A 24,058-nucleotide genomic window follows, 5' to 3' on the forward strand; every position below is an offset into this window, starting at 1 on the left:
GGCGCAATCAGGGGCAGGAGCCAGGGACACGAGAATGACCATTGCTTTCACTTTTCCCGGCCAGGGCAGTCAGGTCGTCGGCATGGGCAAGGATCTCGCCGAGAATTTTGCCGAAGCCCGAGCCGTCTTCGAAGAGGTCGATGAGGCGCTCGGTGAAAAGCTTTCGGACGTCATGTTCAACGGTCCCGATGATAGGTTGACATTGACGGCGAACGCCCAGCCGGCGCTGATGGCCGTCTCGATCGCCGTTGTCCGCGTTCTGGAGGCCAAAGGGCTGGATCTGAAGTCGAAGGTCGCTTACGTCGCCGGCCACTCGCTCGGCGAATATTCGGCACTTTGCGCCGCCGGCACCTTTTCGCTCACCGATACCGCGCGGCTGCTGCGCATTCGCGGCAATGCCATGCAGGCGGCTGTTCCTGTCGGCGTCGGCGCCATGGCCGCGATCATCGGCCTCGAACATGCCGACGTCGTTGCCGTCTGCGAGGCAGCCACCGCTGTCGGCGCCTGCCAGATCGCCAACGATAATGGCGGTGGCCAGATCGTCATCTCGGGCGAGAAGGCAGCCGTCGAAAAGGCCGCCGGGCTTGCGACCGATAAGGGCGCCAAGCGTGCCATTCTGCTGCCGGTCTCCGCTCCGTTCCATTCGACACTGATGGCGCCGGCCGCCGACGCCATGCGTGAAGCGCTGGCAACGGTTTCGAAATCCGATCCCATCGTGCCCCTCATTGCAAATGTCCGTGCCGCTCCCGTGACCGGCGCCGACGAGATCGCCAGCCTCCTGGTCGAGCAGGTGACCGGTCAGGTCCGCTGGCGCGAGACGGTGGAGTGGTTCGCTGGAAATGGCGTCACGACGCTTTATGAAGTCGGTTCCGGCAAGGTACTGACCGGCCTTGCCCGCCGCATCGACAAGACGATCAACGGCATCTCCGTCAACGGTCCGGCGGATATCGACGCGGCCGTCGCCGCCCTCATGGCCTGATTGGTATTGCCAGATATAAGGAACGTTTCCATGCTCGATCTCTCCGGCCGCAAGGCTCTCGTCACAGGCGCATCGGGCGGTATTGGCGAGGAAATCGCCCGCCTTCTTCATAAGCAGGGCGCCATCGTCGGCCTGCACGGCACCCGTGTCGAGAAGCTGGAAGCGCTGGCGGCCGAGCTCGGCGAGCGTGTCAAGATCTTCCCGGCCAACCTCTCCGACCGCGATGAGGTCAAGGCGCTCGGCCAGAAGGCCGAGGCCGACCTTGAAGGCGTCGACATCCTCGTCAACAATGCCGGCATCACCCGCGACGGCCTGTTCGTGCGCATGAGCGACGAGGACTGGGACAGCGTCCTCGAAGTGAACCTGACGGCGACCTTCCGCCTGACGCGCGAATTGACGCATCCGATGATGCGCCGCCGCTATGGCCGCATCATCAACATCACCTCCATCGTCGGCGTCACCGGCAATCCGGGCCAGGCCAATTACTGCGCCTCCAAGGCCGGTATGATCGGCTTCACCAAGTCCCTGGCGCAGGAAATTGCCACCCGCAACGTGACGGTCAACTGCGTCGCGCCGGGCTTCATCGAGAGCGCCATGACCGGCAAGCTGAACGACAAGCAGAAGGAAGCGATCATGGGAGCGATCCCGATGAAGCGCATGGGCACGGGCGGCGAGGTCGCTTCGGCGGTTGCTTACCTCGCGTCCTCCGAGGCTGCCTATATGACCGGCCAGACACTGCACGTAAACGGCGGCATGGCGATGATCTGAAACGACAAACCGCTGGCATGGGAATATTTCCGCCAATAGCATGTTGAGCAATCACGAACCGTTGATTTTCTGGCTTTGCGGCAGACTTAAAGCATGTTAAGCGGGCCATGACTGTGAACAGTCGTCCCGAGAAAGCAGACGGACCGGCGGGCTTTTTGCAAGCCTGGAACATCTCTGAAGCCGGGTAAACGAGTTTGCCGAGGATGTCTGAAAACATCGCAGGCTGAAACAGGGTAGGGGTGCCGCAACGGCATTCCGATCAGGACATAAGGTCGAGGAAACCGACATGAGCGATATCGCAGAACGCGTAAAGAAAATTGTTATTGATCATCTTGGCGTCGATGCCGACAAGGTCGTCGAGAGCGCCAGCTTTATCGACGATCTGGGCGCCGACTCGCTCGACACGGTCGAACTTGTCATGGCTTTCGAAGAAGAATTCGGCGTTGAAATTCCTGACGACGCTGCCGACTCGATCCTGACGGTTGGCGATGCCGTGAAGTTCATTGAGAAGGCCCAGGCCTGATCCTGTGAAATTGAGAAAGGGCGGGCCTGGAGTCCGCCCTTTTCTTTTCGGCATATTTCTCCATAGAACATAAGAGACGGGGGAAAGCACGCGATGAGACGTGTCGTCATCACCGGTACCGGCATGGTATCACCCTTGGGATGCGGAACAGAGGTGACGTGGTCGCGGCTGCTTGCCGGCCAGAACGGCGCCCGCCTCGTCACCGAATTCGAGGTCGATGACCTTCCCGCCAAGATCGCCTGCCGTATCCCTGTCGGTGACGGCACCGACGGCACCTTCAATGTCGATCAGTGGATGGAGCCGAAGGAGCAACGCAAGGTCGATCCCTTCATCATCTACGGCATGGCCGCCGCCGACATGGCGCTCGCCGATGCCGGCTGGCATCCCGAAACCGATGAGGACCAGATCGCCACCGGTGTGCTGATCGGCTCCGGCATCGGCGGCATCGAAGGCATTGTCGAGGCGGGTTATACCCTGCGCGACAAAGGCCCGCGCCGCATATCACCCTTCTTCATTCCTGGCCGCCTGATCAACCTCGTCTCCGGCCAGGTCTCGATCCGCCACAAGCTGCGCGGACCCAATCATTCGGTCGTCACCGCCTGCTCGACGGGTGCGCATGCGATCGGCGATGCCGCGCGGATGATCGCGCTCGGCGACGCCGACGTCATGGTCGCCGGCGGCACGGAATCCCCGGTCAGCCGCATTTCGCTGGCAGGTTTTGCCGCCTGCAAGGCGCTGTCGACCCAGCATAACGACGACCCGAAAAAAGCGTCGCGTCCTTATGACCGCGACCGCGACGGCTTCGTCATGGGCGAGGGCGCCGGCATTGTCGTGCTCGAAGAACTGGAGCACGCCAAGGCGCGGGGCGCCAGGATCTATGCCGAAGTCGTCGGCTACGGCCTGTCGGGCGATGCCTATCACATCACCGCACCCTCCGAAGACGGCGAGGGTGCTGGCCGCTGCATGGCGATGGCGCTGAAGCGCGCCGGGCTGACGCCGGCCGATATCGATTACATCAACGCCCACGGTACCTCGACCATGGCCGATACGATCGAACTCGGCGCCGTCGAGCGGCTGGTCGGCAATGCGGCGTCGAAGATCTCGATGTCCTCGACCAAGTCGGCGACAGGACATCTTCTCGGTGCTGCCGGCGCCATCGAGGCAATCTTCACCACGCTCGCCATCCGCGACAATATCGCGCCGCCGACGCTCAACCTTGACAATCCCGAACGTGAGACGGCGATTGATCTTGTTCCGCACAAGGCTCGTGAACGAGACATCAATGTGGCGCTGTCCAACTCGTTCGGATTCGGCGGCACGAACGCGTCTCTCGTGCTGCGCCGTTACGCGCAATAAAAGCCCTGTGCGGTGTAGCGGGTCTCCCTTACATCGCAAACCGGCCGTCCCCTATCTTGCGTAGGAGGGCGTGCGAAAGCATAACGACCGGCAACGGCGTCGTTGAACGGCGGCAGAACCTGCTTTTGCCGCATTGCTTCGCGAAATAGCGAAGTGAGGGTCAAGTTTTAGAGGATTGCCGGTGAGCGATACGACGAACCAGAGCAACGATACCCAGGCGCAGAAGGGACCGATCATCCCGAAGTCGCCGAGCGAAGCCCTGCGTCCTGAGCGCGTTCCGGAGCCGCCGAAGCGGTCCAAGAAAGCCCGCGGCCAGATCGTTCTTTTCCTGAATTTCATCATGACGATGGCGGTTCTGGTCTGCGTCGTCGCCGTCATCGGCTTCTACTACGCCACATCGACCTATCGGAACCCCGGTCCGCTGCAGACCAACACCAATTTCATCGTCCGCAACGGCGCTGGGCTGGCCGAAATCGCCTCGAACCTCGAGCGCAACGCGATCATCAGCGATGCCCGCATCTTCCGCTATCTCACGGCAACGCATCTGTCTGCCGGTGAAAGCCTGAAGGCGGGTGAATACGAGATCAAGGCGAGGGCCTCCATGAGCGATATCATGGAGCTCCTGAAATCGGGCAAGTCCATTCTCTATTCCGTTTCCTTCCCCGAGGGTCTGACGGTCCGCCAGATGTTCGACCGCATGCTGCAGGATACCGTGCTGGAAGGCGACTTGCCGGCCGCATTGCCGACCGAGGGCAGCCTGCGTCCGGATACCTACAAATTCTCGCGCGGCACCAAACGCTCGGAAGTCATCGACCAGATGGCGGCTGCGCAGCAGAAGCTCGTCGATCAGATCTGGGACAAGCGCGATTCCTCGCTGCCGCTGCGATCCAAGGAGGAATTCGTGACACTCGCCTCGATCGTCGAAAAGGAAACTGGCGTTCCCGACGAGCGTGCGCATGTCGCCTCCGTTTTTTTGAACCGGCTCGGCAAGGGCATGCGCCTGCAGTCTGATCCGACGATCATTTACGGCCTCTTCGGCGGCGAAGGCAAACCCGCCGACCGGCCGATCTACCAGTCGGACCTGAAGCGGGACACACCTTACAACACCTATGTCATCAAGGGTCTGCCGCCGACGCCGATCGCCAATCCCGGCAAGGATGCGCTGGAAGCCGTCGCCAATCCCTGGAAGACGCAGGACCTCTATTTCGTCGCCGACGGCTCCGGTGGCCATGTTTTCGCCGCCACGCTCGAGGAGCACAATGCCAACGTCAAGCGCTGGCGCAAGCTCGAAGCCGACAAGGGCTCGGATCCGAACATCGCAGTCGACGGCCAGCCGGAAGAGCAGCCGGCGGATAATGGCGCGACCGTCGCGCCGCAGAAGAAAAAGAAGATCAACTGAGACTTTCGGGAGGCTCGCATGGCTTTGCAGTCCATGACTGGTTTTGCGCGGCGCGAGGGAACGAGCGGCCGCTGGCGCTGGGCATGGGAGCTGCGCTCGGTCAACGGCAAGGGCCTCGACCTGCGCCTGCGTCTGCCGCCCGGGCTTGAACGCATGGAGGCGGACGTCCGCCGCCTCACCGGCGAAAGCTTCAGCCGCGGCAACCTGCAGGCATCGCTGTCCGTGACGGCCGACGAGAACCGCTTCGACGCAGTGCTGAACAAGCAAGCGCTCGCTGCCGTGTTGGCCATGCGCGAGCAACTGGACGGCGTCATCGATCCGGCGCCGCTGAAGCTCGATACGCTGCTTCTGGTGCGCGGCATCGTCGAATTCCGCGAAAGCGAGGATGGCGAGGAGGCGCTTTCCGCCCGCGACGCAGATATCGCTGCCGGCCTGCTGGCCGCGCTTGCCGATCTGAGAGCAATGCGCGAACAGGAAGGGTCGGTGCTGGCCCGCATTCTTCACGACCACGTCACGACGATCGAAGCCCTGACACGGACGATCGAGGCCGATCCGTCGCGCTCGCCGCAGGAGATCGCTGCGCGGCTGGCCGCGCAGGTCGCCTTGTTGATGGATGGCATGGCCGCACTCGACCGCGACAGGCTGCATGCCGAAGCCGCGCTGCTGGCGACCAAGGCGGATCTGCGCGAGGAAATCGATCGTCTGAAGGCTCATATCGCCGCAGCGCGCGATCTCCTGGTGAAGGGTGGCCCCGCCGGGCGCCGGCTTGACTTCCTTGCACAGGAATTTAACCGCGAATCGAATACCATCTGCTCGAAGTCGAATGCTTCGGCGGTTACCGCTGCCGGCATCGAGCTGAAAGTCGTGATCGACCAGTTCCGCGAGCAGGTCCAGAATTTGGAGTAAGACATGAAACCGGCGAAATCCTCGCCCGTGCAGATCGCCCGCCGCGGTCTGATGCTTGTCATCTCGTCGCCGTCGGGCGCCGGCAAGTCCACCATCGCGCGCACGCTGCTGGAGACCGACAGGCAAATCGGCCTTTCCGTCAGCGTCACCACGCGCCAGCGCCGCCCAAGCGAGGTCGAGGCTGTGCACTACCACTTCAAGAGTGTGCGTGAGTTCGAGCGGCTGCGCGATAGCGACGCGCTGCTCGAATGGGCCGAGGTGCACGGCAATTTCTACGGCACGCCGCGAGAGCCGGTCGAGCAGGCCATGGCTGAGGGCCGCGACATGCTCTTCGATATCGACTGGCAGGGCGCCCAGCAATTGCAGGAGAAGATGTCGGCCGACGTCGTGTCGATCTTCGTGCTGCCGCCGACCATGACGGAGCTGCAGTCGCGGCTGCACCGTCGTGCCGAGGATTCCGAAGAGGTCATCCAGACGCGCCTCGCCAACAGCCGCGCCGAGATCGCCCACTGGCGCGAATACGACTACGTCATCATCAATGATGACCTCAACGCTGCCTTCGACGCTGTCCAGTCGATCGTCAAGGCCGAACGCCTGCGCCGCGATCGCCGCCATGGTATGTTCGACTTCGTCCGCGAACTCTTGGAAGAGACGCCGTCGCTTTAAACCGCGATACCGCAACGTGTGCGGTTTCGGATGACGTCATCCTGGATCTAACCCGGAAAGGCTCTAAAGGCAGTTCGCCAACAGGCAGAATTCCTCGACGGAAAGGGTCTCAGCCCGTCGCGCCGGGTCAATCCCGGCCTTGACGAGCAGGCTCTCGCCGCCGAGCGGTTTCAGGCTTTGGCGCAGCATCTTGCGACGCTGGCCGAAAGCGGCCTGCGTCACTTTTTCCAGATTGGCGACAGCGCAGGGGATGGGGTTTTCGCGGGGGACCAGATGCACGACCGTCGACGTCACTTTCGGCGGCGGTGTGAAGGCTTGTGGCGGCACATCGAAAGCCATGCGTGCCTCCGTTCGCCAACCGCAGAGCACGCCGAGACGGCCGTAATGGTCGTCGTCTTCGTTGGCGACGATGCGTTCGCCGACCTCCTTCTGAAACATCAGCGTCAGCGACTGCCAGAACGGCGGCCAGGCTTTCGGCAGCAACCAGTTGACCAAGAGCTGCGTGCCGACATTGTAGGGGAGGTTGGCAATGATCCTGATCGGGCCTTCCGGCGCCAATGTCTCGAAATCCGTCTTCAGCGCATCGCCTTCGATCACTTCCAGCCTGCCGGGATAATGATCGGCGATCTCGGCCAGCGCCGGCAGGCAGCGTGTATCCCGCTCGATGGCGACAACCTTCCTGGCGCCGAGCGCCAGGATCGCGCGCGTCAGTCCGCCGGGGCCGGGGCCGACCTCGAAAACGGTCGCGTCATCGAGTGCCCCCGCTGTGCGGGCGATTTTCTGGGTGAGGTTGAGGTCGAGCAGGAAATTCTGCCCGAGCGCCTTGCGCGCATCGAGGCCGTGACGCTGGATGACGTCACGAAGCGGCGGCAGGCCATCGAGTGCTGCCATCAGCGGCGGCTTTCCGCACTGCGCCCGAGCTGGGCGGCGAGCTTCAGCGCTGCAACGAGGCTCTGCTCGCGCGCCAGTCCCTTGCCGGCGATGCCGAAAGCGGTGCCGTGATCCGGCGAGGTGCGCACGAAGGGAAGCCCGAGCGTCACGTTGACGCTGTCGTCGAAACCGAGTGCCTTGGCTGGGATCAATGCCTGATCATGATACATGCAGACGGCGACGTCGTATCGCGCCCGCGCCTCGTCATGAAACATCGTGTCGGCGGGCAGGGGGCCGATCGCATTGACGCCCTCGTCGCGCAGGCGCTCGATCGCCGGTCGGATGACGTCCTCGTCCTCCTTGCCGATCGCCCCGCCTTCACCCGCATGCGGGTTGAGGCCGGCAACGGCAAGCCGCGGCGCCTCGATGCCGAAGCGATGCCTCAGGTCTTCATGAGCGATCCGGCAGGTTTCCATGATCAGTTCGCCCGTCAGCGCCTGCGGCACATCCCGGACCGGAATGTGGATGGTGACGGGAATGGCCCTGAGTTTCGGTCCGGACAGCATCATGACAGGTGTCACCGGCCGGCCGGTCGCCCTGGCGGCGAGATCGGCGAGAAATTCGGTATGGCCGGGAAACCGGAAACCCGCCTCGTAGAGTACGGCCTTGGCGATCGGGTTGGTAACGACCGCGAGCGCCTCGCCGTTGATGACAAGCGACACGGCTTTTTCGATCGCCATGATCGTACCTTTCGCCGTTGCCGCATGCGGCTCGCCAGCCACGACCTCGATGCCGGCCGGTATGGTCATGACCGGCAGTGCGTCAGCAAACATGCCAGCAGCCTCGCTGGCGCTATCGGTCTCGCGGATCGACACCGCCAGATTAAGCTCCCGGGCTCTCAGCGCCAAGACATCGGGATCGCCAATCAGGAGGAAGGGCGGCAGCCCGAGTTCACGCCGCCGGAGCCAGGCCATCAGAGTAATGTCCGGCCCGATGCCGGCGGGGTCGCCCTGGCTCAGCGCAAGCGGTCGAGAAAACGGTATCGCCATTGTCGGTCAGCGATAGGCGATCTGCGCCTTTTTGCGCAGTTCATCCAGGTATTTCTTGCTGTTTTCGTTTTCCGGGCTGGCGTCCTTGCCGCCCTTGGACTTGTCGAGATCTTCCTGGCGGAAGACCATTTCGGCTGCCTGGTCGTCGGAGACCTGCCGCTGGCTGCAGATTGCCAGATATTCGACACCCTTGTCGGTAACGCGGGTCCCTGTCGTGTTGCCCTTGGTCTGCTCGACCAGCGGCTTCCAATCCGGCGGGATTTCGGGGGCGAGCATGCGGCCGAGATCGCGCACCGAAACGTCGCGCATCGTCGCAGCAAACACCTTTGCCTGATCGCAGCCCGGAAATTTGGAGCGCGACGCCTCGGCCTCGCTCTTGCGCTTGCCGGTGATGGCCCCGCGCTTGGCTTGCGGAATGACGAAGATGATCTGCTGCAGCATATATTCCGTCGTCACCGGCTTCTGCTTGTTGTTTTGCATCATGCGCGACACGAGATCATAGTTAGACAGCCGCGAGGTCGAGCCGTAGCGGGCGTTGACGACACGCGGCCAGCTCATCTGCACGGCGATGAAACCCTTGAAATGGTCGACGCCGACGCCGGCGCGATCGAGGATCTGCGACATCTGCTCGGGGGAAAGCTTATTGCCGCTTGAAAAGCGCGCGAAAGAGGCATCGACGTCCTGCTGCGACACCGACATATGAACGCGGGAGACTTCCTGCCGCTTGAGCGCCTCGTCGATCAATTGCTCCTCGGCGGTCTTGGCGTCGGCCTTCGTATGCTGCAGGCGCAGGAAGGCTTGGCGCTTGGCGACATCGCCGCTGGTGATGGCGGTGCCGTTGACCACGGCCTTGACTTCACTGACCGCGAGCGCTGGTCCGGCAAGGCCTGTCAGCAACGCAAGCGCTGCCCCGGCGAGGAACTTGGTTATGGCTTTTTTCGCGTCAATCATCTGTTGACCTCCCGATAGCGTCGCGAGCCGTTGTTCGCGGCGTTCTTACCACAGTACGAGACACGCAGAAATCGCTTCCCTCACGGCGCGAAACCCCTATGCCTCAGATACCGACTGGCGGCAATGTCCTGCACAGGCTTACGGCGAAAGAATGGCTTCAGGCTCTGTTTGCGCCGATCGCCCGTCATTCGAGGGTGTCGGAACCGATCTTGATGTCGCCGAGCGTGCGGAAGGTCAGCCGTGCGCCGATCGTCCAGTCGCTTCCCGACTCGTCTTCGGAATCTCTGCTGTCCGTATAGGCGATCGTGAAGATCGTGCACTCGTCGTCATAAGAGAGGCCGATCGTCCGCCGGCTGATCACATCGTTGTTCAGATCCCAGGCAATGCCGCCGAAGATCGACCAGTAATCCTTGAATTTGACGCGGCTGTTGGTCTGGATCTCGTCATTGTCCTCGGCAAAGCCATATGCCGGCTGGGCGCTGAGATGGGTGTAGGTCAGTTGCGTCGCGAAGGTGTCGTTCTGGTAGGCCGTCGTCAGATCGCCGCGGCGAAATTCGAAATCTTTTTCGTCGAGCCGGTAGGAGGCTGCGACGGAAACGCCGTACGGTGTCTCGACGCCGCCAAGGCCGACATAATCGGAGCGGTCGGTTTCAAGGCCTGAATCCGCACCGACATTGACGAGGTCATCGGTCGCAAACGAGTTCTGGCCGGCGATCTGATAGGATTGGCCGAAGATGCCATGCAGCTTGTAGCCGCTGTCGAATGAACCGGTGTACTGGATGCCGAGATTGGCGCGGGTCCCCCCTTCGACGCGGTCGTAGCCCGAGAACTTGTCGCGGTCGAACAGCGAGGTGGCGTCGAAGACGAAGCTCTGCGCGTCCTCATTCGGCAGGCGGCCTGCCAACTGCTCGTCGGGGCGGGCATAGATCTGTGCGATCGGCTCGAGGATATGGGTGCTATTGTCCGTCGTCATCAGGATCGGATAACGCATCTCCAGCCCGGCGGTGAACATCGAGCGGGTGGCTGAATTGCCGTCGTCGTAGTTGCCGGCGTAACCTGTGGGGTCGTCCATGTTCAGCGCGAAGGCATCGCCGCGCGCGGCCAGCAGTGGCGTGATCACCAGGCCGGTCGGCGTGACATAAGTGCGCTTCCACTGCAGCTCGGCAGTCAGCCGCGAGGTTTGTCCCTTCAGGCCGCGGAAGCGGTCGAAGCCGTCGACGGTATAGAAGTCGTCATGGGTGCGCGAAATATTCGTCAGGTTGACATCAGCCGAAAGCTCGCCGCCTGCAAGCGGTTGCGGCGCCACGTAATGATAGTCAAGCGACGGATAGACGATCGCCTGCTGTTTTTCGGCTGTGTTCGTCCGGTCGGCATCCTGGACGTCGAAATAGAACGCCCGCATGTCGAAATAATTACGTTTCCCAAGTCCCGTCAAATAGATCTGATTGGTCCGATCCGTACTGGCCAGGCCCCGCAGCTTATATGTTTTCGAGAAATTGTTGTCGCTCTGCATCATGACGTCCCAGCCGAACGTCCAGCGCGGATTGATGCGGAATTCGGCCTTCGATGCCACCATGCCACGCTGGCCGGCTTCGGCGTCGCTGGTGCCGGAGCTGAAGTTGCCCGGCTTTGCCTGGTCGATGCCGGCGACGCGCAGAATATGCGTGCCATTTTCGAAGCGTTGGCGAAATTCGCCCTCGATGAGGAAGCCCTGGGCGGTGTAGCCCGTGGCGGTGACCGTCGCATCCATGCTCGGCGAGATCACATAGTAATAGGGAACGGAAAGACCGAAGCCGAGATTCTGCGACAGGCTCATCGTCGGAAACAGAAAGCCGGACTTGCGTTTCACCGTATTGTCGGGAACTTCGATGAACGGCAGGAAGGCGATCGGATGGCCGAGCAACTCGAAGCGCGCTCTCTCCAGACGGATCGTATGCGTCTCGCCATTCTGGATCACCCGCTGGGCCTTGACCTGCCAGAAAGGGGCGCGCTTCGGATCTTCGGCGCAGGGAAGGCAGGCCGTGTAGACGCCCTTGTTGAGAATCATCTTGGTGCCGCCGACGCGCTCGCCGGTTTCGGCGGCAATACGCGTATTGTCGGCGGTTTCGATCCGCAGCGAGTTTATGAACCCGTCGGCGAAATTGTCCGTCACGTCAAGGTTGTCAGCATAGATACGGTTGCCGTCGGGGCTGACCAGCTCGATATTGCCGATCGCCATCATCCGGCCGGTCTTCTGATTGTACTCGACCTTCTGCGCGACCATCTTGTAGCCGGCATAATTGATCTGAACGCCACCGACCGCCGACACCAGATCGGCGTCACGGTTATAGACCAGTTCATTGGCCGAAAGCAGAAGCTTGGCCCCTTCGGGAATCTTCTTCTCTATATTTTGTTCGGGCGCGCTGGCCTGGCCGAAAGAGGCCGGGGCGCTGCCGAAATAGGAACATAAAGCCGCGCCGACAAGCAGGGCAACCAACTGTTTACTAAAATACTTGCGGTCGCCTGCCGCCACTAGCCGTCCTCCTGATGAAGCAGAATAGTCGCACCCAAGGCCAGCGCGACGACCACCGGTATCCACGTCGCCACGAAGGGGGGCACGACTCCACTGCTTCCGAATGCCTTTACAAGCACGGTGATGACATAAAGCATGAAGCCCGAAAGGATGCCACCCAGAATCACGGAGCGGGATTGGTTGAACCGGCTAAATTTTAGGGACACTGTTGCAGCAATGAAAGTCATGGCTACCAGCAGCAATGGCTGGGACAACAAGGAGTTGAATTGAGTCTCCAATGCCTTGGTCGAGATGCCGAAGGATTTGGCCGCCGCGATCCGATTGGAAAGGTCAAAGAAACCAATTGTTTCCGGCGCTGTCAGCCGCTCCTGGACGAAGTCTTGTTTCAGATTGGTGCGAAGTTGAACCGAAGCTGTGCGCACGGGGATTTCGCCAGGCTTGCGCTCGACAACATTGTTAAGTTGCCAGTAACCATCTTCCAATTTTGCCGTCGCGGCGTCCTGTCTCAGAATGACCTGACCACTTGAATCGAAATGGATCAGCACGGCGTCGATCAGCTTGGTTCCGTTCTCCTGGACCGTATGCGCGCCGATGATGACATCGTCGCGGCCGCTGATCTGGCGCAGCCACGGAATCTGCGGCGCCTTGCGCAAAACCGCGTTCTCGCCGCGCCAGTCGGATTCGACCAGCAGCGCCTGGCGCTGTCCCCAGGCGGCAAGCGGGTTCAACGCCGCCATCGTCAACAGGCCGAGCGCCAGCGAGCCGGCGATGAAGGGGAACATGAACTGCCAGACCGAAATGCCGGCTGCGCGCGTGACGACGAGTTCATATTTGCGGTTGAGCCCGATCAGCACCGTCATGCCGACGAAGAGAGCGATGAACGGCACTGTCTGCTGCAGGATGAGCGGCAGGCGCACCGCAGTCATCAGGACGCCGCCGCCGATCGTGTAGCCGGGAAGGCCGGACATGCGGCCCGCCGTCTCACTGAAATCGAGGAGGAAGGAAATCGCCGAGACGCCGATCAGGAACCAGCCCGTCGTCACCAGGTAGCGGCGAAAGAAATAACGCGACAATGTCCCGAACATCATTGGGCAGCGCCCCCGCCGGTCCTGCCGGTCACGGCAAGCAGCCTTTCCTGCATCCCTCTCCAGAAGGACGAAATCCGGTCCCGAATGAACGAAGGCATGACCAGTCGCTTATGCAGGCCGAGGAAGGCGATCGAGACGACGCTGCTGACGATCGGAATGGCGTAGAGGACGGCGATATATTCAGGGTCGGTGTCGATCTGATTGGCCGCGTAGAAGGCCGCCCACCGCATCGCGAAGGCATAGGCAAGCGCGCTCACCATCGGATGCAGCCGCGCTTCGCGGTGTGAGCGCGCATCGCCGGCGATCGCCAGTGAAAACAGCGCAAAGACGACGGGCAGGATCCAGTCCGTCAGCCGCCGGTGCAGTTCGGCGCGGTAGCTCTGCGGCCGGATCGTATAGTCCTTGTCGGCCGGATCTGGATTGAACAGGAACCACAGGTCGCGGTCACTGGCACGCAGCGTCGCCTGACCGCGATTCTCCGTCATGTCCGAAAGGTCGAAGGAATAGGAATCGAAATTGATGACCGAGACGTTGCCATCGGGCGTTTTGCGGTGGACTTCGCCCTCATGCATGATCAGCGTCGTGCCGGTATCGTCGACGGCGCCTTCCTTCGCATAATAGATCAGTTCGTAGGCCGGGTCGCGCTCGTCGGCGACAAAAAGGCCCTTCAGCATGCGGCCGGCCATCCGCTTCGAGATCTGCACGTAAAGGCCTTCATCAAGCTTGCGGAAGGTCTTTTCCTCGATCACCGAAGAGAGAAGGTCAGCATAGGTCTCGGCGATCATCTGGCGGACGACGGTCTTTGCGCGCGGCTCGACGACGTTGTCGACGAAGAAGGAAAGGGCGCTGATGACGGCGGCAAGCAGCAGGATCGGTCGGATCAGCACGCTGCGCCGCGCCCCGGCCGCGTCGATGACGGTGAGCTCGGAATCGTTGTTCATCGTCGTCAGTGTCTGGGTGATCGCGATAACGAGGGCGAAGGGCAGCACGACGGGGATGATCGACGGCAGGATCATCGTTGCCAGCTTGGCGAACGAGCCGATCGACTGGCCGCTGTCGGTGACCAGATTGATGCGCTGCAGAACCTGTGTCGTCCAAATGATCGCCAGAACGGGCAGGAGCGCCACGAGAAACATCTGGCCGACGCGCCGCAATATGTATGTCTCGAGTAGTTTCATGCCTGCCCTTGAAAGCACCTACACGCCCAAACGGCTTTGCAGGAGAATCCCTCTACGCTCTTTGTCGCGCTTTTGCGACAAGCTGGTGTCAAAAATTCATTCAAATTTCAGAATTTTTTTGATGCTGTTGCGACTCAGTTAACGCCAGCAACGCGGCGAAGACGACAAGCGACGAAAGCCATCCAAGAACGACGTCGGAAAGGTAGTGCGCGCCGAAGGATAGCCGCATCGCCGGGGTGAGGATCGAGATCGCCGCCACAGGCGCCGCCAGCGCATAACGCAGCCGTTTCGGAACGAAGAGCAGAAGGCAGATGAGCCAGCCGGCGCTTGCTGCCTCGCCCGAGATGAACGAACAGTTCGAAACGCATTTGCCGGCAAGCGAACCGGCCTCGACGAAATGCAGCGCACCACCGAATATGTCCGTCTGTATCGGCCGCGGCCGGCCCCAATGTTCCTTCAGGATGACATTGACGAGCAGCACCGGCCCGATCAGCAGCGTTCCGAGCGCGACTTTGAGCTTTTGCGCCCGCTCGGCGTTGAAGGTCGCACCGTGCTGCTGGTAGCATTCGACGAGTTTCCACAGCATCACGATCGCCACCACATAGGGCAGCCGGAAGAAGACGGTACGCAGCAGGTCGAAGGTCGCGACGTCGCGATAGGGAAAGCCGCCGCAGATGCTCCCAGTGGCGGCCGTCGCGTCGCAATCTGCACCCACGAAAAAAAGCTGGGAAAAATAGATGTCTATTCCGGGGAAGGCGCGGAACACCACAAGCAGCGCCCACCACGTCCAAAACAGCAGCATGAAGGCACCGAAAGTCGTTTTCGGCAGGCGGATTGCCAGGTCCGGCCATCGATTTTTCGAAAAAACTGTCAACGCGAATATCTACGAAACTGACGAAAACATGAGGGCCATGATGGCCGCGGGCGACCATAACAATTGTCGCAAGCCATTGACAGACCCGCCAAACGCGAAATTATCCGCGAGGGACGGATTTCAAAGAATCCCAGCGGAGAAGACATGTCAGTAAAGTTGGAAATTTCATTCTCGAAGTCGGCAAAGCTCAATGGCGGCCTGGCGATCCTGTTGAAGACTGCGGAGGCCGACGGCGCTGCCGGCGCCGAAGCGGTCGATCCGGCAGGCGTGATCGCCAAGGCTGCCAGGATCGCCCGGTTCTCCGCGAAATCCATGGGCGCGCTCGATATCGTTGCCCCCGAAGGCGCGCCCGTCGAGCGCATCGTGGTCGTCGGGCTTGGCAAGGCCGCCGAACTCACTGCCCATGACTGGCTGAAGGCCGGTGGTGCTGTGGCATCGAGAATCAAGAATACCGACAAGGCTGCTGTCTTCATCGACGTGCCTGGGCTTGAGACGAACGCGCGGGCAGCCGCCGATTTCGCGCTCGGCATGCTGCTGCGCGCCTATAGCTTCGATACCTACAAGACGAAGAAGGGCGACGAGGAGGAGAAGCCGGCGAAATCCGTCAAGGTGACAATCGTCACCGCCGATCCGGGCGGTGCCAAGAAGGCGTTTTCCGATTCCGAAGCGATTGCCGGCGGCGTCAATCTCGCCCGTGACCTCGTCAACGAACCGCCGAACGTGCTCGGCCCCGTCGAATTCGCCGCCAAGGCGAAGGAACTGGAAAAGCTCGGCGTCGAAGTGGAAATCCTGACGGAGCGGGAGATGCGCCGTCTTGGGATGGGCGCCCTTCTCGGCGTCGCCCAAGGCTCCGTGCGCCCGCCGCGCCTGGCGGTCATGCAGTGGAACGGCGGCAAGGGCAAGGATCGTCCCGTGGCTTTCATCGGCAAGGGCGTCGTCTTCGATACCGGCGGCATTTCGATCAAGCCGGCCGCAGGCATGGAGGACATGAAGGGCGATATGGGCGGTGCGGCAGCCGTCACCGGCCTCATGCATGTGCTCGCCTCCCGCAAGGCCGCCGTCAACGCGGTCGGCATCATCGGCCTGGTCGAGAACATGCCCGACGGTAACGCCCAGCGTCCGGGCGACATCGTTACGTCAATGTCCGGCCAGACGATCGAGGTGATCAACACCGATGCCGAGGGCCGCCTCGTGCTCTGCGATGCGCTCTGGTATTGCAACGACCGCTTCAAGCCGCAGTTCATGATCAATCTCGCCACGCTGACCGGGGCAATCGTCGTCGCGCTCGGCAATGTGCATGCCGGCCTGTTCTCCAATGACGACCAGCTTTCCGCCCAACTGACGGCCGCCGGCCTTTCGAGCAATGAGAAGCTCTGGCGGATGCCGCTCGGCAGGGACTACGACAAGCTGATCGACAGCAAATTCGCTGATATGAAGAACACCGGCGGCCGACAGGCCGGCTCGATTACGGCCGCGCATTTCCTCAAGCGCTTCGTGCAGGAGACGCCGTGGGCGCATCTCGATATTGCCGGCACGGCGATGGGCTCGCCGCAGGACGAGATCAACCAGTCCTGGGGTTCCGGTTTCGGCGTGCGCCTGCTCGACGAGTTCGTTCGCGCCCATTATGAATCCTGATGACGGACGTTCTCTTCTATCATCTGACCGAAACCAGGCTGGAGGACGCGCTTCCGCCGCTCATCGACAAAAGCGTCGGGCGCGGCTGGCGCGTTGTCGTCCAGACGCGCGAGCCGGCGCGGCGCGATGCTCTCGACCAGCATCTCTGGACTTTCCGCGAGGAGAGTTTCCTGCCGCATGGTACCGACGAGGCCGATTTTGCCGAAAGCCAGCCGGTGCTTTTGACGGTGACGCCAGACAATGCCAATGCAGCGACCGTGCGTTTCATCGTCGATGGCGCCGAGCCGCCGCCGGCCGACGCCTATGAGCGCATCGTCTTCATGTTCGACGGTCACGATCAGGAGCAGCTGGAAGCCGCCCGTGCGCAGTGGAAGAAGCTGAAAGGCGAGGGGCATAACCTCACCTATTGGCAGCAGACGTCAGAAGGGCGGTGGGAGAAGAAGGCCTGACCGTTTTGCCACGACACTACAGCATGGCGCGTCTTTTCAGACGCGCCAGGACGCCGTAACGCTTCGAATGCCGCTTGAAATCTTCCAGCTTCGTTGTCGCGCGCCGGCGCCGTTATCTACGACCCTTTGTCCTCGTCGAGGTTCGTCAGGATGTTGAGGGGGACGATCCCTCCCGCACCTTCCGACGGATTAAGCGCTTCCACTGCCAAAACCCGCTTTCCATTCGGACTGACAAAAGCGAAGGCCCACGCCTTGTCGGCAAAGGTGCTGACCGGCATTTCCGCCCAGCCGGCTTGATGGACAAGGCGGTCGGCATAATAGGCCTTGATGGTCTGCGGGTCGGTGGTGCTGGCGAGATTGCGGGCCAGTATCCGCACGGACTTCTCTCCGAACCGCCCTTCCAGTTGGCCCAGCACTTTTCGGGTGGCCTGCCAATCCTGAGCCTGGGTCGCCGATCCGAAGGAATATTCCTCGGATCGGGAAACGCCCGGTGCATCAGGAGGCATGACGTCCAGTTCGCTCGAACATACTGCAAGGCCGAGAAGCGGCACCACAAGGATGCCAATCTTCAACACGCGGAAAAATCGGCCCTTGCGGCGGATTTTGTTGCTCATGAGCGGCTGCCCCCGAACATAATTGCCATAGGCCGGCAAATCTTGCCGGTTTCTATGACGTTATTGCGACGCTCAGTCGTGGAACGCGTCGACGAATTTCCGCTTGCCGAGCATGAAGGCATCGGCGACGTGGCGCAGCGGCGCGAGGTCGACATCCGATTTGCCGGCCTTGATGATTTCGGCGAATCGACGGTAGAGCGAGGGATATTCCTGCTCCGGCTCGGCGAATGTCGGAGCGCCGTCGACCAGAAGCTTGGCGCCGCCCTCGGCGAGCACCATCTGGCCGGCTGCCGTCTCCGCGACGATATCCCAGCTTTGCTTGCCGGTCTGGCGCCAGTCGAATTCGGCGTGAACCGGCAGGCCGTCGGCATTGCGGAAGCGAATGTCGGCCGCGATCGGCGCATCGCGATTCTCGGGAAATTCGAGCACGGCCTCGGTGATGAAGATCGGCCGCGGCAGGATATGGGTGACGATCGACAGCGCGTTGATACCGGGATCGAAAACACCGAGGCCGCCGGCCTGCCAGATCCAATCCTGGTTCGGATGCCAGTGGCGGACATCCTCCTTCCAGATCACATGCGCGCTTTTGATCGTCGTCGAAGCAAGAAATGCCTTGGCGGCCTCGACGGCCGGCGCATAGCGCGAATGCCAGCTGGCAAAGAGCGACGCACCCTGCTTGCTCGCCAGTGCTTCGAGATCGGCCACTTCGCTCAGCGTCGCGCCAGGCGGCTTTTCCAGGAAGACGTGCTTGCCGGCGACGAGCGCCTTATAGGCGGCCTCGTAGCGATATTGCGGCGGCATGCAGAGCGAAACGGCATCGATCGAGGGCTCGGCGTCGAGCATCGCCTCGATCGTCGTATAACTCTTGACGCCTTCGACCGTGCCGTGGCGGCTTGCCGTGGCGACGAGTTTGAAATCCGGGTTCTTGGCGATGGAGGGAAGGTGCTGGTCGCGGACGATCTTGCCGACGCCGACGATGGCGAGGTTGATTGGAGACATGGTGTTTCGCTCGAGCCTGTATGAAAAGTATGATTATTGACTTGGTTTGTATCAGAAAGAGGAGCGCCGACAAGCTCTCCTGCTCCATTCTATCGCATGATGGTTTGGCGAAGGAAGCTGTAACCCATTGCTGCGCGGGCGGCGCGCTCTTCGGAATTGCCGTCGCCGCCATGCCCGCCCGAACCGAATTCATGGAAGAGCGGCCGGTGTCCTTTCTCCTCCAGCAGCGCGGCAAAGCGGCGCGCATGCGAGGGATGCACGCGGTCGTCATTGGCCGAGCTTTCGACGTAGATCGGCGGATAGCTGACCTCGGTCGCCGGCTTGACATTGTGAAGCGGCGAATAGCCGAGCATGAAATCCCGGTCCACGGGCGTCTCCGGGTCGCCGTACTCGTCCATCCAGGCTTGCCCTGCGCTGAACAGGTGGAAGCGTGTCATGTCGAGAACCGGCACCTGGCACCAGACGGCACCGAAATCGTCGGGATAACGCGTCAGCATCACGCCGGTCAGCAGGCCGCCGTTGCTGCCGCCCTGGCAGGCAATCCGCGACGGTACGGTGTAGCCGCGGGCGACGAGATCGCGAGCGATGGCGACGAAATCGGCAAACGCCCGGTCTCGCCCCTGCCGCTTGGCGCTGCGATACCAGTCCGGCCCGAATTCGCCGCCGCCGCGGATATAGGCCTGCACATAGGCACCGCCTTGCTCCAGCCAGCGTCCTGTCACGCCTGAATAGCTCGGCGACAGCGAAACATCGAATCCGCCATAGCCGTACAACAGGACCGGCAGCGCGCCCTTGGTCCACTGCTTCGGCAGGACCAGCCGGTAGGCAACCCTCGTTCCATCCTCGGAAACAGCCTCCAGCAGTTCGGATGACATGTCGGTCGCATCGAAATAGCTTGGCGCCGCGGCGACGAAAATCAGTTCGGCCTGCTTGCTGCGATCCGACAGCTCGAGGCGATAACAGGCGGGAGGCTGCAGGAAGCCCTGGCCGACGATGTGGAGCGTATCGTCGCCAAGATGCAGATCCGCATGGAGCGGCCTGAAGTGAGCCGTCTGCATGTCCGCCGGTAGCGCGATCTCGCGCTGTTCGGCATCGGGCCTCGTCAGGTCGAGCACCATGAGACGCGGACGCAGCCGATCGGAGATGAGGAAGACGCACCATTCGCGCATCAGCATCATTTGCGAAATGGACTGACCCTCGGCAGGCTGAAACAGGATCCGTTCCGGCCCGAGCAGGGCCGTCTCAGAGCCGGGATCGAAGCGTTGCAGCACGAGGCTGCCGGTCGCAACGCGCTCATCGGTCTTTGCCCGCCAAAGGCAATGATCGCGATTGAACTGGAAATCGGCCTCGGCGGGCAGATCGATGCGCCGCCGCGTCCCGTCGCTGGCGATCAGGAAAGCGCTGGCGACGCCGATCTCGTGGGCGGCGACGAAAATGTCGATCAATTCGTGACCCGCCGAAGCGCCTGACAGGGCAGGGTCGATGACGAGATTGAAGCCGTAGACGTCCTCATCTGCTGCTTCGAACATGACGGCGGCATCCTCCGGCCGCTGCCCGCGCTTCAATCGCCGCCCGACCCGCGGCCACCCGGAACGGGTCGCCGAAAACCGGTCGATGGAACCGAAATAGCAGATTTCGTCGCGGCTCAGCCAAGTGGCATGCGATCGTGCAGCCGGGGTGTCGAAGCCGCCCTCGACGATCTGTCTCCGCTCGGCATCGAATTCGAGCAGCCGGAGAAGGTCGGAGCCGCCGTCCGAAAGTGTGAGCAGCACCCGCGTGGGTTCCCACGGGCAGGTGACGGCACCGCGCCAGTTCCAGCGCTTGCCTTCCCTCACGCAGAAGGCGTCGAGATCGAAGGCCGGCTCCCAGGCGGCGTCCGGCAGCGGCTCCTGGTCCGCCGGCAGGCGGAGCCAGATGCCGAGAGGATTGTCCTTGCTCTGGCGGAAATCGAACAGCCACTCGCCTCGGCGCATCGGAACGATCAGCCTGTCCTGCCGCTCGATCAGCGCCTTGATCGCGTCGCGATCCCTCTCGAATTCAGGTGTTCTCAGTGCCGCGTCGGAAACCCGGTTGTGCTCGTCGATGAACTGGCGGGTGCGGGGATCGTCGTCCGTTTCGAGATGAAGGTTCATGTCCGGCCTGCCAGCTTCCGTTGATGTCGGACAGATCTAGGCAGCCGGTCCCGACTTGGCAACCCGCCTTATAGCACCGCGCGTCTCTTCAGATGCGCGAAGGACGCCGTAACACTTTGAATCTAAGCATAGGCCCGAAAATGGATTTCGATTTTCGGGCTCATGCGCTAGCGGGTTGTCACGAAATCGGCCGAGGCGACGACGGTGTTCGGCACCTCGGTCTTCTTGAATTTCAGCGTCACCACCTTGTAGCCTTCGGCTTCGAGTTTCGAGAGCAGGGTTGGCAGCATCGTCGCCGTGCGTTTGTGGATGTCATGCATCAGGATGATGCCGCGGCCGCGCTTGTGCAAGAGGTTCATCGTCCGCTGGGTTATGGAGACCGGCGTCGTGGTGAAGTAGTCCTTGCTGTCGATATCGACATCCATGACCACCATGTCGCGCATGGCGATCGCGGCGCGCAGCCTATGGCTCTCGGCAAGATAAGGGAAGCGGAAGAAGGAGACGTCGGTTCCCGTCGCCTTGGTCACCGCCAATTCGCCCTTGATCACCTCGGCCATCGCCGCGTCGAAACTCAGTGAACTCAGGTTGGCATGGTCATAGGTGTGGCTGCCGATCGTGTTGCCGTCCTGGGCGACCTTGCGGGCGAGTGCCGGATGCATATCGGCCATTTCGCCGACCATCATGAAGGCACCCTTGACGCCGAACTGGTCGAGGATTGCCAGCACCTTGTCGGTCCGGCCAGGGATCGGGCCGTCGTCGAAGCTGAGGATCACTTCCTTGTCCTGCAGCTTGAGATCTGCGAGCGAGGAGACCTCCAGTATCCGTCCGGCCAGATGATGCGGGCCGGCAAGGCGCGGGGTCGCATCGTCGCCGGCATAGGCAAGTTTCCGCTCTTCGGGCGCGATCACCGACGAGGTCTTGATCGTGGTATCGGGAGCGGCTTGTCTGGCGGTGCTGCAGGCGGAGAGGGCGGCCGTGAGGGCCATGCAGGACAGAACGAAAAAACGATACATGGAAAGGGCTCAACAAATCGGTAACGAATGTTGAGACAACCTTTCGGATTATGGTTAACGATCGGTTGAGATCGGCAAAAATTGCGGTGTAGCGCGGCAATTCGCCACGCTTTCCTTAAGACTTGTGGCTATCCCGCCATCGCTTCTTCGTATTCGGCCGATAGCATCAGCCAGTCTTCCTCGGCGGCAGCGAGTTTTGCCGCAGCTTCGCCACGCTGCTTTGCCTTCTCGGCGGCTTTAGTGGGCGTCTTTTCGTAAAGGGCCGGGTCCGCAAGTTCCGCGTCAAGCGCCTGAATCTGTTTCTCCAGCTTCGCCGTCAAGGATTCAATCTCATTGATCTTTTTCCTGAGCGGCGTCAGCGAGGCGCGACGTTCGGCATTGAGCTTGCGCTGGTCGGCCTTCGACGTCGCGTCTTCAGTTAGCTGCGGCTTTTCTTCTTTTTTTTTACCGGAAGTGACGATGAGGTCGCGGTACTCGTCCATATCGCCTTCGAAAGTCGTCACCGTACCGCCATTGACCAGCCACAGCCGATCGACCGTCGCCTCGATCAGATGGCGATCGTGCGAGATCAGGATGACGGCGCCTTCGTAGTCGTTCAGCGCCTCGATCAGCGCGCGGCGGCTGTCGATGTCGAGGTGGTTGGTCGGCTCGTCGAGGATCAGCAGATTGGGCGCATTGAAGGCGGCAAGCCCCATCAGCAAGCGGGCTTTTTCGCCGCCGGAAAGATCCTTGGCGGCCGTCGCCATCTTCTCGGTTGCAAGCCCCATCTGGGCGACGCGGGCGCGCACCTTGGCTTCCGGCGCGCCGGGCATCAGGCGGCGCACATGCTCCACCGACGATTGCTCGGGGATGAGGTCGTCGAGCTGGTGCTGCGCGAAGAAGCCGATCTTCAGGCTCGGCGCGATCTTCACTTCGCCGCTCTCCGGCGCGAGCCGTCCGGAGATGAATTTGGCGAAGGTCGATTTGCCGTTGCCGTTCGAGCCGAGCAGGGCGATGCGGTCGTCATTGTCGACGCGCAGATTGAGGTTCTTCAGGATCGGATTGCCGGGCTCGTAGCCGACGGCGCCGCTCTGGATCGCGACGATCGGCGAAGCCGGCTGCTTTTCCGGCTCGGGAAACGTGATCGGCTGCACATGGTCCTCGATGACAGCGGCGACCGTTCCCATGCGCTCCAGCGCCTTGACGCGCGATTGCGCCTGCCGGGCCTTCGAAGCCTTGGCCTTGAAGCGATCGATGAAGCCCTGCAGATGTTTGCGTGCCGCGTCGTTCTTGGCTTTGGCTTTCGTCTGCAATTCGTCGGCTTCCGCCTTCTGCCGCTCGAACTGATCGTAACCGCCGCGATAGAAGGTGAGTTTCTTCTGGTCGAGATGGACGATCGCATTGACCGCGTTGTTCAACAGGTCGCGATCGTGGCTGATGATGATGACGGTATGCGGGTAGCGCCTGACATAGTCTTCCAGCCACAGCGTGCCTTCGAGGTCGAGATAGTTGGTCGGCTCGTCGAGCAGAAGCAGATCCGGCTCCGAAAACAGCACGGCGGCAAGGGCGACGCGCATGCGCCAGCCGCCGGAGAAGGAGGAGGCGGGGCGGGCCTGCGCCTCTTTGTCGAAGCCGAGGCCGGCAAGAATGCTCGCCGCACGCGCTTCGGCCGAATGCGCGTCGATATCGACGAGGCGCATCTGGATTTCGGCGATGCGGTGCGGATCGGTTGCCGTTTCCGCCTCGGCAACGAGGGCCGTGCGTTCCTTGTCCGCGGCAAGGACGATCTCGATCAGCGCGTCTTCGGTCGCCGGCGCTTCCTGCGCCACCTGGCCGATGCGTGCGGCCTTCGGGATCGACACCGTTCCGCTCTCCGAGCCGAGATCGCCGGTGATGACGCGAAAAAGCGTGGACTTGCCGGCGCCGTTGCGCCCGACGAGCCCAGCCTTCGTGCCTGAAGGCAGCGAAACGCTGGCATTGTCGAGAAGCAGGCGCCCGGCGATGCGGGCGGAAATATCGGTGAGCGTGATCATGGCCGGCGTTTTGGCTGAAAGCGCTCGCCAAGGCAAGAGCGCTTATCCCCGCGGCAAGCTTGCTTGTCCCGCACCAAGCTTGCTT

The 24,058-nt window shown here is 61.8% G+C and carries 21 protein-coding genes; 9 read left to right on the forward strand and 12 right to left on the reverse strand.

What is annotated here, in order from left to right:
* Window positions 1-34 precede the first annotated feature (34 nt).
* From fabD to gmk, 7 genes are all read left to right on the forward strand, one after another.
* Complete coding sequence (fabD, locus tag N1937_RS06585) at window positions 35-979, forward strand: ACP S-malonyltransferase (protein ID WP_162118494.1); 945 nt, start codon at window positions 35-37, stop codon at window positions 977-979.
* Between the two features lie 30 nt (window positions 980-1,009).
* A complete protein-coding gene (gene fabG / locus N1937_RS06590; RefSeq protein ID WP_017963715.1) occupies window positions 1,010-1,747 on the forward strand; it encodes a 3-oxoacyl-[acyl-carrier-protein] reductase in 738 nt (245 codons plus the stop codon).
* A 286-nt stretch (window positions 1,748-2,033) separates the two neighbouring features.
* Window positions 2,034-2,270: an acyl carrier protein gene (locus N1937_RS06595; RefSeq protein WP_003547058.1), complete on the forward strand. Its 237-nt coding sequence runs from the start codon at window positions 2,034-2,036 to the stop codon at window positions 2,268-2,270.
* 93 nt (window positions 2,271-2,363) lie between these two features.
* Window positions 2,364-3,626, forward strand: coding sequence for a beta-ketoacyl-ACP synthase II (fabF, locus tag N1937_RS06600; protein ID WP_017963716.1), 1,263 nt, complete (start codon window positions 2,364-2,366; stop codon window positions 3,624-3,626).
* Window positions 3,627-3,807: 181 nt separating this feature from the next.
* Window positions 3,808-5,025: an endolytic transglycosylase MltG gene (gene mltG / locus N1937_RS06605; RefSeq protein WP_020486067.1), complete on the forward strand. Its 1,218-nt coding sequence runs from the start codon at window positions 3,808-3,810 to the stop codon at window positions 5,023-5,025.
* Window positions 5,026-5,043: 18 nt separating this feature from the next.
* Window positions 5,044-5,931: a YicC/YloC family endoribonuclease gene (locus N1937_RS06610; RefSeq protein WP_222293280.1), complete on the forward strand. Its 888-nt coding sequence runs from the start codon at window positions 5,044-5,046 to the stop codon at window positions 5,929-5,931.
* Between the two features lie 3 nt (window positions 5,932-5,934).
* Complete coding sequence (gene gmk / locus N1937_RS06615; RefSeq protein ID WP_017963719.1) at window positions 5,935-6,597, forward strand: guanylate kinase; 663 nt, start codon at window positions 5,935-5,937, stop codon at window positions 6,595-6,597.
* A gap of 63 nt (window positions 6,598-6,660) precedes the next feature.
* On the opposite strand, the gene rsmA is transcribed toward gmk, so the two are convergent.
* The 7 genes from rsmA to N1937_RS06650 form a co-directional block, all read right to left on the reverse strand.
* Window positions 6,661-7,488, reverse strand: coding sequence for a 16S rRNA (adenine(1518)-N(6)/adenine(1519)-N(6))-dimethyltransferase RsmA (rsmA, locus tag N1937_RS06620; protein ID WP_017963720.1), 828 nt, complete (start codon window positions 7,486-7,488; stop codon window positions 6,661-6,663).
* Window positions 7,488-8,516, reverse strand: a complete 1,029-nt coding sequence (pdxA, locus tag N1937_RS06625; protein ID WP_260057994.1) for a 4-hydroxythreonine-4-phosphate dehydrogenase PdxA — start codon at window positions 8,514-8,516, stop codon at window positions 7,488-7,490. Before pdxA ends, rsmA begins: the two co-directional genes overlap by 1 nt.
* A gap of 6 nt (window positions 8,517-8,522) precedes the next feature.
* Window positions 8,523-9,467, reverse strand: coding sequence for a peptidylprolyl isomerase (locus tag N1937_RS06630; protein WP_222293286.1), 945 nt, complete (start codon window positions 9,465-9,467; stop codon window positions 8,523-8,525).
* A 184-nt stretch (window positions 9,468-9,651) separates the two neighbouring features.
* Window positions 9,652-11,979 carry an LPS-assembly protein LptD gene (locus tag N1937_RS06635; protein ID WP_260057997.1) on the reverse strand — a complete coding sequence of 776 codons (2,328 nt, stop codon included), beginning with the start codon at window positions 11,977-11,979 and terminating at the stop codon, window positions 9,652-9,654.
* The gene (gene lptG, locus N1937_RS06640) at window positions 11,979-13,067 is read right to left on the reverse strand and encodes an LPS export ABC transporter permease LptG (RefSeq protein WP_260057999.1); all 1,089 of its coding nucleotides are present in this window, start codon (window positions 13,065-13,067) and stop codon (window positions 11,979-11,981) included. The genes N1937_RS06635 and lptG overlap by 1 nt, the downstream gene beginning before the upstream one ends.
* Window positions 13,064-14,245, reverse strand: coding sequence for an LPS export ABC transporter permease LptF (gene lptF, locus N1937_RS06645; protein ID WP_017963725.1), 1,182 nt, complete (start codon window positions 14,243-14,245; stop codon window positions 13,064-13,066). Before lptF ends, lptG begins: the two co-directional genes overlap by 4 nt.
* A gap of 100 nt (window positions 14,246-14,345) precedes the next feature.
* Window positions 14,346-15,119, reverse strand: a complete 774-nt coding sequence (locus N1937_RS06650) for a phosphatase PAP2 family protein (RefSeq protein ID WP_162118489.1) — start codon at window positions 15,117-15,119, stop codon at window positions 14,346-14,348.
* A 144-nt stretch (window positions 15,120-15,263) separates the two neighbouring features.
* On the opposite strand from N1937_RS06650, the gene N1937_RS06655 reads away from it, so the two are divergent.
* Both N1937_RS06655 and N1937_RS06660 read left to right on the forward strand, forming a co-directional pair.
* Window positions 15,264-16,754, forward strand: coding sequence for a leucyl aminopeptidase (locus tag N1937_RS06655; RefSeq protein ID WP_260058000.1), 1,491 nt, complete (start codon window positions 15,264-15,266; stop codon window positions 16,752-16,754).
* A complete protein-coding gene (locus tag N1937_RS06660) occupies window positions 16,754-17,203 on the forward strand; it encodes a DNA polymerase III subunit chi (RefSeq protein ID WP_162118487.1) in 450 nt (149 codons plus the stop codon). The genes N1937_RS06655 and N1937_RS06660 overlap by 1 nt, the downstream gene beginning before the upstream one ends.
* Before the next feature lie 116 nt (window positions 17,204-17,319).
* Here N1937_RS06660 and N1937_RS06665 read toward each other — a convergent pair whose 3' ends face one another.
* From N1937_RS06665 to N1937_RS06685, 5 genes are all read right to left on the reverse strand, one after another.
* Complete coding sequence (locus N1937_RS06665) at window positions 17,320-17,817, reverse strand: hypothetical protein (RefSeq protein ID WP_026154093.1); 498 nt, start codon at window positions 17,815-17,817, stop codon at window positions 17,320-17,322.
* Window positions 17,818-17,889: 72 nt separating this feature from the next.
* Window positions 17,890-18,816 carry a Gfo/Idh/MocA family protein gene (locus tag N1937_RS06670; RefSeq protein ID WP_222293294.1) on the reverse strand — a complete coding sequence of 309 codons (927 nt, stop codon included), beginning with the start codon at window positions 18,814-18,816 and terminating at the stop codon, window positions 17,890-17,892.
* A gap of 89 nt (window positions 18,817-18,905) precedes the next feature.
* Window positions 18,906-20,948 carry a prolyl oligopeptidase family serine peptidase gene (locus tag N1937_RS06675; protein ID WP_222293297.1) on the reverse strand — a complete coding sequence of 681 codons (2,043 nt, stop codon included), beginning with the start codon at window positions 20,946-20,948 and terminating at the stop codon, window positions 18,906-18,908.
* Between the two features lie 167 nt (window positions 20,949-21,115).
* Window positions 21,116-21,961, reverse strand: a complete 846-nt coding sequence (locus N1937_RS06680; protein ID WP_222293300.1) for a polysaccharide deacetylase family protein — start codon at window positions 21,959-21,961, stop codon at window positions 21,116-21,118.
* Between the two features lie 128 nt (window positions 21,962-22,089).
* Complete coding sequence (locus N1937_RS06685) at window positions 22,090-23,973, reverse strand: ABC-F family ATP-binding cassette domain-containing protein (RefSeq protein ID WP_260058004.1); 1,884 nt, start codon at window positions 23,971-23,973, stop codon at window positions 22,090-22,092.
* Window positions 23,974-24,058: the final 85 nt, after the last annotated feature.

Origin of the sequence: Rhizobium sp. WSM4643 (genome assembly GCF_025152745.1) — a bacterium.
In the GTDB taxonomy this organism is placed as follows: domain Bacteria; phylum Pseudomonadota; class Alphaproteobacteria; order Rhizobiales; family Rhizobiaceae; genus Rhizobium; species Rhizobium leguminosarum_I.